We start from the raw sequence: 12139 nt of genomic DNA on the forward strand, positions 1-12139 counted from the left end.
GAGAAATCTGGAATTCCTGAATTTGAAGAATGTGCAAAGACATACAGGAACTGGTCTGAAGGAATTTTGAATGCCTTTAAATATAAATATACCAACGGCCCTACGGAAGGCTATAATAACAAAATCAAGGTACTTAAAAGAATATCTTTTGGAGTCCGTAACTTTAAGCGTTTTCGGACAAGAATTATTCATTGCTCTATCTGATGATAACTGGACGACAAAAAATGAAAATGAAGAGGCTTATTTGGCATGCCCAAAAACAGGAATTATAGACACAAACATAAAAATGGTTCTAAATACAGTAATGGAGCAGGATTCAGAGAATCCCACCCCAAAACTTGACAAAGAGCCAAAATAATAGTCAGCTAATAGATTTCTATTAGCTGACTATCGCTTTTATAGTATTACGAGGTATTAGTTTAGGAATATATTTGTTTTTAATAGGTATATTAGTTTTATATTATTTCTATCTAAATCATTTCTATTTTAATTTGATACCGGCATGTCAGAAATCCGGGGCTATTTTACTTGTGCAAATTCAATTCTTTCGTTGTTTGGTCCTAAGAATATGAAAAAACGATTGGATCTGGGAGCAAACATTTCATTGGACTCAATACCATCGGTTACAACAGTATAGCCTAGATCAACGATTTCTTCGTAAGCGGCATCTATATCATTGCTTTGTAAAGCAATGTGGTCGATTGCACCGGCTTGTTTTTCATCAGTACGTCTGCGGTAAATCTCTAAATAGCAGTTCCCGTTATTAAGAATACAAGAAAATTCATGCATAACAACAGGGTTGAAACCTAAATCTTTATAAAAATCAACGGTTTCTGTAAAATTACCTGCGGGTATTGCTACATGGGCAAGTCCAACGGGAGTATTTTTCATCTGTTTATTCCTCCGGTATTATTTAGGTTGTTTTCCAATGTAAGCCAGGATACCCCCATCTACGTAAAGAATATGACCATTTACGAAGTTAGAAGCATCAGATGCAAGGAATACGGCAGGCCCCATTAAATCTTCTGTAGTTCCCCAACGTGCAGCAGGTGTTTTGGAAATAATAAATTCATTGAAAGGATTTCCGGGAACACGTAAAGGAGCAGTTTGAGGTGTTTCAATATAACCCGGTCCGATACCATTACATTGAATATTGAATTCACCATATTCAGATGCAATATTTTTAGTTAACATCTTTAATCCGCCTTTTGCAGCAGCATAGGCAGATACGGTTTCACGTCCAAGTTCACTCATCATAGAGCAGATATTTATAATCTTGCCATGACCTTTTTTGATCATACTGGGAATAACTGCTTTCGCTACAATGAAAGGAGCATTTAGATCAACATCAATAACCTGACGGAATTCAGCTGCGGTCATATCACACATTGGAATTCTCTTAATGATACCAGCATTATTTACTAAAATATCAATAACACCGACTTCCTTTTCAACAGTTGCAATTAAATCATTTACTGCAGATTCATCTGTAACATCACATACATAACCATGAGCTTTCACGCCGATTTCTTCGTATGCGGCAAGTCCTTTATCTACCAGTTCTTGTTTGATGTCATTAAAAACAATGGTAGCACCAGCAGCTGCAAGACCTTCTGCAATTGCAAATCCAATACCATAGCTGGCACCTGTAATTAATGCGATCTTACCGTCTAATCTAAAATCCTGCATATTCATTAGACTACCTCCTTATTATGCTAAAAGACCTTTTATAAATTCCTTAATTTCTTCGTCCTTACAATTTTCAAAGAAATATTCACTGAATTTTTCACCGCTTATAGCGCCTTTTAATAAATCTTGATCTATGTTCTTTAGAATAGTTATTAAATCATGATAAGCAACTTTTTTAACTTCATCTAAAATCTTTTTATTTCTTTGTTCTGGAATAACACGTTCTTTTGGATAGCCTTGTCCGCTTTCACAAGAGAATAATTTCTCAAATATGTATTCCAAATTCAATTCTGCACCCCATCCAAAACCTTTTGCAAATGGAAGAGAGATAGCGTTACCATCATTGATCTGAGCAAACATGTAAGCATCAGAAGGATCTACTACGTGACCGCAGATTACTCCAGGGAATGTATTGCATGCAAGCATAGCACCTTCACCAGTACCGCATCCTGTAACAACATAATCAACTGCGCCGGAATTAAGTAAGATAGCTGCTAAAATACCGTTTTGTACATATGTTAACTGAGTTTTATCCTCTGCTGTATACATACCATAGTTATATACTGTATGCCCCAATGGTTCTACTACATTCTTAAGAGTAGTATAAATAAGTTCGTTTTTTGCTGCTTGGCTGTTTTCGTTGATTAAAGCAATTTTCATTATTATACCTCCGTTATATTTATTTGAAATATGTATGATTAAATAAATAACAACAAGACAGATTGTCTCATGTCATACAATAATTTTATCTTATATGAACAAAATGCAAATGTCAAGGTAAAAATAATAATTTAGGGAATAAAAAACACTATGAAAATGTTTTTTTTGTGGTATAATATAAGACAACTGACAATAATACAATACGCTAATGATAAAAGTAATTTTAATACTACTTATTACAATACTATTTATAGTGTTGTTTCATTTGAAGTATAGGAATAATGAAATAAGGAGAAATATTTATGAAAACCATCGAGAGAGTACCTGTTGTTCAGCAGGTAGTTGAGAATTTAAAAGAATTTATTATGACCAGTGGAATACAGGTTGGGGATAAGCTTCCCACTGAAAACGAATTGTGTAAACAGCTTTCAGTTGGCCGGAGTACAGTAAGAGAAGCGTTCCGTATCTTACAAACCAGTGGATTTGTAGAAATTAAACCGGGCAGGGGCGCTTTTGTGGCAAGAATAAAAGAAACAGATTTAAATGATATTGTACAGTGGTTTGTGGAAAATGAAGTGGAATTAAAAGATTGTATTGAAGTTCGTAGTGCGATTGAGCCACTTTCTATCAAGCTTGCAATTGCAAGATGTACTGCCGAAGACATTGAAGAATTACAGGAAACCCATGAACAGTTTGTAAAAGCAGTAGAAGGAAGCGATGTAGCTGCTATAGCAAAATATGATGAGCTTTTCCACAATCAGATAGTTGAAAAGAGCAAAAACATATTACTGATGTCTATTAATGAAAAAGTAAGTGAATGGGTACATACTTTCCGTAGCAAGACTTTCCAGGTTCACCAGAATGCTGAAAATGCAGTAGAACCACATACTAATATTATGAACGCCATTAAAGCAAGAGATGTAGAAGCAGGAGAACTCTTTATGCGTAAGCATATCCAAAGAATTCTAGAAGATTTAACAGTTATTATTAAGAAATAATAACTGTTTTATTCAACTATTTATAGTCTTGGAAGTGTTATGTTTCTTAAATTCATTAATAGGTACAATGTAGTTTACAGGAAATAAATCTACCCTAATTTACCATTATATTAAAAAAATGCACAAAAATGACCGCGAAAAATGATGTAAAATGACGAAAAAGAAAATATATGAATTGAGATGATTGACAACTTTATATAAAAACCATATAATAGCCTTGCGATTAAAAATTGTATGACAACATACAAAATAATTTCAGGAGGGTTGGTCATGGATTACAGCAAAGAGAAACAGTTATCCCTCATCGCAGAAGAAGTACGTATCAATGTTCTTGATGCAGTTACTGCAGCAGGCTCAGGACACATTGGAGGTTCATTATCCATAGCGGATATATTAACAGTACTATATTTTGATGAGATGAACGTAGACACAACACAACCAAGATGGCAGGAAAGAGATCGCCTGGTTCTTTCTAAAGGTCATTGCTCACCAGCATTATATGGTGTACTTGCAGAAAAAGGATTTATTCCCAAAGAGGAATTAAAGAATTTCCGTAATATACATAGTATGCTTTCAGGTCATGTGGAATATCACGTGCCTGGTGTAGATATGTCAACAGGATCCTTAGGTCAGGGATTATCTGCAGCAGTGGGAATGTCACTGGCGGCTGGTGTAGACAAAAAGGATTATAGGGTTTATGCAATATTAGGTGACGGCGAGATTGAGGAAGGACAAGTTTGGGAAGCTGCTATGTGTGCAGGTTTCTACAAACTGGATAACCTGGTAGCCATCATTGATAATAATAATCTTCAGATTGACGGTACCTTGGATTCTGTTATGTCTTCTTATCCAATCGATAAGAAATTCGAAGCATTTAATTGGAACGTAATTAATGTGGATGGACATAATGTAAAGGAAATTAAAGCAGCCTTAGACCTTGCAAAAGAAAAGAAGGGTATGCCTACTGCAATTATTGCAAAGACAGTAAAAGGCAAGGGAGTTTCCTTTATGGAAAACGAAGCAGGATGGCATGGAAAAGCTACTAATCAGGAACAGCATGATGAAGCCGTTGCTGAGATAAAGAAAAGAATTAAAGAATTGGAGGAGAAATAAATGGCTGAGAAATATGCAACAAGAGTTGCTTACGGTGAAGCGTTAGCCGAATATGGCAGCAAAGAAAATGTAGTTGTACTTGATGCGGATTTAGCTTGCTGTACTATGTCAGCTAACTTTAGAGATAAGTATCCTGACCGGTTCTTTAATATTGGTATAGCGGAAGGCAATATGATGTCAATTGCCGCAGGCATTGCTACAACAGGTAAGAATGTATTTGCTAGTTCCTTTGCCATGTTTGCAGCCGGCCGTGCATGGGAGCAAGTTCGTAATTCCATCGGTTATCCTCATTTAAACGTAAAAGTAGTTGGAACTCACAGCGGTATATCTGTAGGTGAAGATGGTGCAACCCATCAGGCATTAGAAGATATTGCCATTATGAGAGCAATTCCAGGTATGTTGGTAGTATCACCTTCCGATGCTATTGAAACAAAAGCAGCAGTGAAAGCTTTAATGGATTATGAAGGACCAGCTTACCTAAGAGTTGGCCGTATACCAGCAGATATTATCAATGATACACCGGATTATAAATTCGAATTATTTAAAGGCTATCAGATGAGGGAAGGTAATGATATTACTATCCTGGCTACCGGCTTAATGGTTCAGGAATCTTTAAAAGCCAGTGATCTGTTAAAAGAACAGGGAATACATGCAAGAGTTATTGACATACATACTATCAAACCTCTTGATGAAGAAATTATTCTAAAAGCAGCCAAAGAAACCGGCTGTATCGTTACAGTAGAAGAACATAATATTATGGGTGGTTTAGGCGGAGCTGTTGCAGAGTTACTATCTGAAAAATATCCTACACCATTAGTAAGAATTGGAATGAAAGACGAGTTTGGAAAATCAGGAAAACCAGAAGAATTATTTAAAAAGTTTGGTTTGAATGCAGACAATATAGTAACTCAAGTAAAAAAAGCATTGGAATTAAAAAAATAACGAAATTCTTTAAATTAACATAAAGAATTAAAAATCATTTTGCTAAAAGGAGAAGGATACTATTATGAAGAAAATGAAAAAAGTTTTTGTAGTTATTTTATGTATGATTTTTGCTTTTAATTTAGTAGCATGTTCTGGAAAGAACGACTCTAAAGGTACTGGCACAGACGGAAACACAGAGAGCGATGGAAAAGGGTCAGAAAAAGGCATCAAAGTAGGTGTTTCTGCACCTGATTTAACAAACGTATTCTTTATTCAAATTAAAGAAGCAATGGAAGCTGCTTTAGGTCCAAACGATGAATTAATCATTCAGGATGCTGCCGGTGATCAGAACAAACAAATGAATGATGTAGCAGACATGATTAACCAAGGTGTTGACGTAATTGCCATCTCAGCAATTAACAGTGAAGGTGTTGAAGCTACATTAAGAGCCTGCCAGGAAGCAGGAGTTCCTGTAATTGCTTTTAATACAGCTGTTAAGAACTCAGAATTAGTTAAATCTACCGTAGTTTCTGATAACTATTTAGCAGGACAGCTTTGTGCACAAGCTTTAGCTGACGCTTTAGACGGAAAAGGTAATGTTGTAGAAATTACATATAGTACAACTGAAGTTTGCTATAACCGTCAGGCAGGTTTTGAAGATGAATTAAAGAAATATCCTGAAATTAAAATACTTCAATCTAGAGACGTTGAAAAAGCAAGAGCAGACTTTTCACAGCCAGTTATGGTAGACTTAATCAACGCAAATCCAGATATTGACGGTGTTTTCACAATTAATGATCCTACTGCACGTGGTGCAATTGCTGCTTTAAAAGAAGCAGGAATGTTAGAGGATGTAAAAGTAGTTGCAATTGATGGTTCCGATGAAGGTAAAGACTTTATCCGTGCAGGTGAAATGGTTGCATCTGCAGCTCAGAACCCAGAAAAAATTGGTTCTACAGTAGTTGAAACTGCAAAGAAAATCATTGCTGGAGAACAAGTAGAAGAAAAGATTATTATCGAAATGTCAATTATTACAAAAGATAATATCGATAAATAGTAATTCATTCCTTTCTTAAAACAAGCAGGTACAAGGAACTGCCTTGTACCTGTTATGTTATAAGCACTAGATTAGGTTCCTGAACGAAGCAATACTGCTGGTATACTCTGGTCAAACAGTTGTACCTAACCGATGAACCATACAACTGGAGGAAAAATAATGCCAAGTGAATATATTTTTGAAATGAAAAACATTACAAAGGCTTTCGCATCTAATGTGGTATTGGATGACGTAAGTATTGCAATAAAACCTGGTGAAGTTCGTGCTCTTATGGGCGAAAATGGAGCAGGCAAATCCACTTTGATGAAAATATTGGGTGGTATTTATAGTGCTGACAACGGCACGATTATAATAGGTGGAGAGCAGGTCTCCATAAATTCAGTGGATGATGCAAGGAAGAATGGAGTAAGTTTTATACATCAGGAAATTAGCAATATACCAAGCATGACCATTGCCGAAAATCTGTTTTTAGGCCGAGAACCCAGAAATAAATTTGGCCTGGTAGATTATAAACGAATGCATAATGAAGCTAGAAAAGCATTGGATGTAGTAGATCTGGCTTTAGATACTCATTTATTGCTTACAAATTTATCTGTTGCACAACAGCAAATGATTGAAATTTCAAGAGCTATTAGTGAGGATTCCAAGATAATGATTATGGATGAACCCACAGCATCCCTAACAACCAGCGAGGTGAATAACCTATTTGAACAAATTAAAAGGTTAAAACAAAATGGTGTAGCCATTATTTACATATCTCATCGTATGGAAGAAACCTTTAAAGTTTGTGATACAGTTACTGTTTTACGTGATGGTAAATTTATTGGAACAAAAAATACAAAGGAAACAAATGAAAATGAGCTTATAAGCATGATGGTTGGGCGTGAGGTAGATACCATATACGGCAACAGGCGTGCAATAGGACAAGATACAATTTTAGAAGTTAAAAATTTAACAACGGAAAAAGTAAAAGATATTAGCTTTACTTTAAAAAGAGGCGAAATCTTAGGATTTTCAGGACTTGTAGGTTCAGGGCGGACAGAAATGGCTCTCGGGCTTTTTGGAATTGATCCGATTCTTTCAGGTGAAATTATTATAGAGGGCAAAAAAGCCGACATTAAGAAGCCGGCAGATGCCATTGAAGCCGGTATTGTACTGGTACCGGAGGAAAGAAAGGCTCAGGGACTTGTTTTAAATCATACTATAGGCACAAACCTTTCATTTCAGGTCCTCACATCCTTTATGAATAAATTAAGGGTTAATAAAAAGAAAGAAAATAAAATAGTTAATGAATATAAAGATAAACTTTCTATCAAAATGACTTCCGTAGATCAACTAGTAGGAGAATTATCCGGAGGTAATCAACAGAAAGTTGTTATATCTAAATGGTTAGCAGCAAAACCGAAGATATTAATATTAGACGAGCCGACACGTGGTATTGACGTTGGAGCAAAAGCAGAAATATACAAATTAATGAGCGACCTTACAAAAGAAGGCGTATCCATAATAATGATCTCTTCTGAATTACCTGAAATTATAAATAATTCAAGCAGAATTGCAGTAATGAATGAAGGAAAACTGGCTGCGATACTAGACCCAGAAAAGGATGATATTTCTCAAGAAAATATTTTATCCTATGCCGTAATAGGAGGAAATTAACATGACAATGAATAAACAACAAGCAACATCAAAAGCTGTTACAAGCAGTAGGGCAACAAATCCTTTAATAAATTGGATCAAGAAAAATCTAGGTGCAATCATTGCATTAGCAATTCTGGTTGTAATATTAACTATCACAACAGAAACCTTTATGGTAAAGAATAATTTACTTAGCGTTTTACGCCAAGTTTGTGTAAACAGCTTTATTGCATTTGGTATTACCTGTGTTTTACTTGCAGGGGGCATGGACTTGTCCGTTGGTTCTGTAGTTGCGGCTGCAGGTGTTATTGCAGTTCAGCTTGCAAACCAAAACCTTCCTATAGTTTTATGTTTTGCAGTTCCATTACTATTTGGTGCTTTTATTGGATTAATTAACGGTACTGTTATTTCACAAACAACATTACCTCCATTTATTGTAACTTTATCAACACAGATTATCGTTCGAGGTGTAAGTTACGTATTAACAGGCGGTCAACCGGCACAAAGTGCAAATCAAGCTTTCAATAATATGGGAACCGGCAGTGTTTTAGGAGTTCCAATTCCTGTTCTGTTTGTTATCGTAGTATTCATTATTTTATACTTTATTCTTTATAAAACTGTATTTGGACGTCATTTATATGCCACAGGCGGTAATGCAGAAGCTGCGAAATATTCAGGTGTAAATACCAAATGGGTAAAAATGCGTGTATATATGATGAGCGGTACTTTAGCTGCTTTAGCCGGTGTTGTACTTGCAGCCCGCCTATATTCCGGACAACCATCCGTAGGTGAAGGTTTTGAACGTGATGCAATTGCTGCTTCCGTTATTGGTGGTACAAGCTTTAGTGGTGGTATTGGTGCATTAAGCGGTACTGTATTAGGTGTTCTTATCATAGGTGTTTTAAATAATGGTATGAACTTACTTAAGATTAACAGCTACTGGCAGTTCATTGTAAAAGGATGCGTTATATTAGGATCCGTATATATTGATTACTTAAAGAAAGCAAAATCAAAATAATATACATATTTGAATAAGATAAAACAAAAATTTGAGCCGCCATTGACGAATCGTTTTTGGTGGCATTTTTGAAAAAGAAGATTCGTGTCGGGAGGACATTCGTGATGAAATTTTTTATTGATACAGCTAATGTGGAAGATATTAAAAAGGCAAATGATATGGGAGTTATCTGCGGGGTAACTACCAATCCATCTCTAATTGCAAAAGAAGGAAGAAATTTTTCTGAAGTCATAAAAGAAATCGCCTCCATTGTTGACGGACCAATCAGCGGTGAAGTAAAGGCAACTACCGTAGATGCAGAAGGAATGATAGCAGAAGGAAGAGAAATCGCAAAGATTCATCCTAATATGGTGGTAAAGATTCCTATGACTGAAGAAGGATTAAAAGCTACTAAAGTTCTGGCAAGTGAAGGAATTAAAACCAATGTTACTTTAGTGTTCTCTGCTAATCAGGCATTACTTGCAGCAAGAGCCGGTGCAACTTATGTTTCCCCATTCTTAGGACGTTTAGATGATATATCTATGCCAGGCATAGATTTAATAAGAACTATTGCTGAAATCTTTAACATATATGAACTAGATACACAAATTATAGCCGCAAGTGTACGTAATCCTATTCACATTACAGACTGCGCTTTGGCAGGAGCTGATATTGCTACAGTTCCCTACAGCGTGTTGGTGCAATGTACAAAACATCCATTAACAGATCAGGGAATTGAAAAGTTCCAAAAGGATTATAAAGCTGTTTTTGGTGAATAATAAATAGATGAAATAAAATTAAATTCTCTCCTTGAGCTGCTGCAAAATGGATTGGGAATACCGGATATAAAAGATTGAAATGATATGAAATCACCGGTATAGAACCTTCATTTTTGCAGCAGTTCTTTTGTTTAACAAAGTTAGTGTAAATTCTTGAAGGATACTAACTATAAATTAAGAGAAACACCAAACTAAAAATAAAAGAGTTTTGGTTATACCAAGTTTTCTGCAAATTTAAGTAATGATAGACGGTATCTCATATCTTTGGTTATACTAGTCATACGGAAATGTTCCTTTGTTACATTTTGGTGTTAACTAAAATATACCAAAGGAACATTTCTGTATTTTATTTTTTTTTAAATGTAACACATGTATTATAATCCTGCATCAATCAAAAATAACATAAAGATAGTATTTTCATAATATAACAGTTATGATAAGATAGGATAAATAAAACATTTATGTTTTTGATTTTGGAAGGAGAGGTATAGTTGAACGAAAAAAGACTGGTAAATGAATTTTGCAAATTAGTATCTATTGATTCTCCATCTTTTCATGAAAGAAAAATGGCAGATGTATTAAAGGGTTATCTGGAAGAACTGGGTTTTGAAGTATGTGAAGATAATGCAGGTGAAATATATAATAGTGAATGTGGAAATCTGTATGGATATTTAGAGGGAACTATGGAAGGTGAGCCCATCCTTTTTTCAGCCCACATGGATACGGTAGCACCTGCTATAGGTAAAAAGGCAGTATTAAAGGAAGATGGAAGGATAGAAAGTGACGGTACCACCGTATTAGGAGCGGATGACCTTAGCGGCATTGTGGCTATATTGGAAGCAATCCGTTCTCTGAAAGAAAATAATATACCCCACAGAGGAATTGAAGTTTTATTCACCATTGCGGAAGAACCTTATCTAAGAGGAAGCGAAGTATTTGATTACTCAAAGATAAGATCAAAAGAGGCATATGTACTTGATTTATCCGGCCCTATAGGAGGGGCCGCCCATATAGCACCTTCTATTATAAAAATAGAAGCAGAGATTAAGGGAAAAGCTTCTCACGCAGGATTTGCTCCGGAAATGGGATTGAATGCAATTGTTCTGGCATCAAAAGTAATCAGTAGGCTGAAGCTTGGACGTATTGATGAAGAAACAACAGCTAATATCGGCATTATAACAGGAGGACTGGCAACCAATATTGTGCCGGATTCCTGTAAGATACAAGGAGAAGTTAGAAGTACAAACCACGAAAAAGCATTGGAAGAAGCAGAGAATATAAAAAGTATATTTACAGAGACCATCCGTGAACTTGGAGGAAACTGCCAAGTTGATATTATCATCGGGCAATATGCTTATGCAGTAAAGGATGACCACAGAGTAATTAAAAGATATGAAAAGGTATGTAACGAATTAAACATTCCATTTCAACTGAATAGAACTTTTGGAGGAAGCGATAATAATAACTTCTTCCGTCACGGTATAAATGGTATCGTAATTGCTTGTGCCATGAATCAGGTACATTCTTGTAATGAGTATACCACTGTACAGGACTTAATGAAAGTAACATGTATAGTTCAAAAACTTATGACTAGTAAAGAATAATAAAAATTTAGCGTAGTAGGACGCTTTGCTCTGTAGTTTGTTGGAAATCAGAAAGTGCTCATTAAAGCTTTCATAATGACTTAATTTATATGTTCAAGGATAACAAGGTGTATATTATAAATTTTGCTACCTTACCCTGTCGGCCGGATTACGCAAAATTTATAATATGCACCCTGTTATCCTAATTTAGTTTACGAGAGTCATTACGAAAGCTTTAATGAGTACTTTCTGAGTTTAATTTATGTTGTGAAGCAAAGCTGTTATTACCAAATTTATTATATAAACTAGTACGAAGTTATAGCTATAAATAAAAATGTACGTACTTCTTTTTATGGCTCTTTGTCAAGTTTTGGGGTGGGTTCCCTTGGAACCCACTTTACAACTGGTATTAGAGCCTTTTTGATATTCTACTTATAATTATCTGTTTTTGGGTACACGAAATAAACCTACGTGTCAGTCTCTTTAAAATTATCTAGTACAATGTAAAATTCTGGTTCGGAACCTTCTGAAATTTTTGATTCCAAGAGAGTTACGTTTAAGCACCTTTATTTTGTTATTAAATCCTTCTGTTGGTCCATTTGTAAGCCCATATTTAAACGCATTCAATATCTCTTTTGACCAATTTCGATATGTAGATGCACATTTCTCAAATTCGGTAATACCCGATGATTCGGCTGTTT

13 protein-coding genes are annotated in these 12139 nt (G+C 35.4%); 9 read left to right on the plus strand and 4 right to left on the minus strand.

Annotation, left to right across the window (positions count from 1 at the left end; all coding sequences use genetic code 11):
- On the plus strand, window positions 1–204 hold a 204-nt coding region (locus tag BM183_RS20000), incomplete at its 5' end, for a transposase (RefSeq protein ID WP_139221502.1).
- 315 nt (window positions 205–519) lie between these two features.
- Here BM183_RS20000 and BM183_RS20005 read toward each other — a convergent pair.
- Genes BM183_RS20005 through BM183_RS20015 form a run of 3 tightly spaced genes read right to left on the minus strand, consistent with a single transcriptional unit; the run spans window position 520 to window position 2349 of the window.
- Window positions 520–891 (minus strand): VOC family protein, encoded by a 372-nt coding sequence (locus tag BM183_RS20005; RefSeq protein WP_091689312.1) that lies wholly within the window; start codon window positions 889–891, stop codon window positions 520–522.
- A gap of 18 nt (window positions 892–909) precedes the next feature.
- Window positions 910–1689, minus strand: coding sequence for a gluconate 5-dehydrogenase (locus tag BM183_RS20010; protein WP_091689328.1), 780 nt, complete (start codon window positions 1687–1689; stop codon window positions 910–912).
- Between the two features lie 21 nt (window positions 1690–1710).
- Window positions 1711–2349, minus strand: a complete 639-nt coding sequence (locus BM183_RS20015; RefSeq protein ID WP_091689314.1) for an RpiB/LacA/LacB family sugar-phosphate isomerase — start codon at window positions 2347–2349, stop codon at window positions 1711–1713.
- 302 nt (window positions 2350–2651) lie between these two features.
- On the opposite strand from BM183_RS20015, the gene BM183_RS20020 reads away from it, so the two are divergent.
- The 8 genes from BM183_RS20020 (at window position 2652) to BM183_RS20055 (ending at window position 11459) form a co-directional block, all read left to right on the plus strand.
- Window positions 2652–3347, plus strand: coding sequence for a FadR/GntR family transcriptional regulator (locus tag BM183_RS20020; RefSeq protein ID WP_091689316.1), 696 nt, complete (start codon window positions 2652–2654; stop codon window positions 3345–3347).
- A gap of 270 nt (window positions 3348–3617) precedes the next feature.
- The gene (locus BM183_RS20025) at window positions 3618–4460 is read left to right on the plus strand and encodes a transketolase (RefSeq protein ID WP_091689318.1); all 843 of its coding nucleotides are present in this window, start codon (window positions 3618–3620) and stop codon (window positions 4458–4460) included.
- The gene (locus tag BM183_RS20030) at window positions 4461–5402 is read left to right on the plus strand and encodes a transketolase family protein (protein WP_091689320.1); all 942 of its coding nucleotides are present in this window, start codon (window positions 4461–4463) and stop codon (window positions 5400–5402) included.
- Between the two features lie 64 nt (window positions 5403–5466).
- Window positions 5467–6441 carry a substrate-binding domain-containing protein gene (locus BM183_RS20035; RefSeq protein WP_091689322.1) on the plus strand — a complete coding sequence of 325 codons (975 nt, stop codon included), beginning with the start codon at window positions 5467–5469 and terminating at the stop codon, window positions 6439–6441.
- Window positions 6442–6600: 159 nt separating this feature from the next.
- Window positions 6601–8100, plus strand: coding sequence for a sugar ABC transporter ATP-binding protein (locus BM183_RS20040; protein WP_091689324.1), 1500 nt, complete (start codon window positions 6601–6603; stop codon window positions 8098–8100).
- A 1-nt stretch (window position 8101) separates the two neighbouring features.
- Entirely contained in the window at window positions 8102–9097 is a 996-nt protein-coding gene (locus BM183_RS20045) for an ABC transporter permease (RefSeq protein ID WP_242961068.1), read from the plus strand.
- 104 nt (window positions 9098–9201) lie between these two features.
- Window positions 9202–9855, plus strand: coding sequence for a fructose-6-phosphate aldolase (gene fsa, locus BM183_RS20050; protein ID WP_091689326.1), 654 nt, complete (start codon window positions 9202–9204; stop codon window positions 9853–9855).
- A 491-nt stretch (window positions 9856–10346) separates the two neighbouring features.
- Window positions 10347–11459, plus strand: coding sequence for a M20/M25/M40 family metallo-hydrolase (locus BM183_RS20055; RefSeq protein ID WP_242961069.1), 1113 nt, complete (start codon window positions 10347–10349; stop codon window positions 11457–11459).
- A gap of 468 nt (window positions 11460–11927) precedes the next feature.
- Here the strand turns inward: BM183_RS20055 and BM183_RS20060 are convergent.
- Window positions 11928–12139: transposase (locus BM183_RS20060; RefSeq protein WP_139221567.1), on the minus strand; the 212-nt coding region annotated here is incomplete at its 5' end.

This window comes from Anaerocolumna aminovalerica, assembly GCF_900115365.1.
Taxonomy (GTDB): domain Bacteria; phylum Bacillota; class Clostridia; order Lachnospirales; family Lachnospiraceae; genus Anaerocolumna; species Anaerocolumna aminovalerica.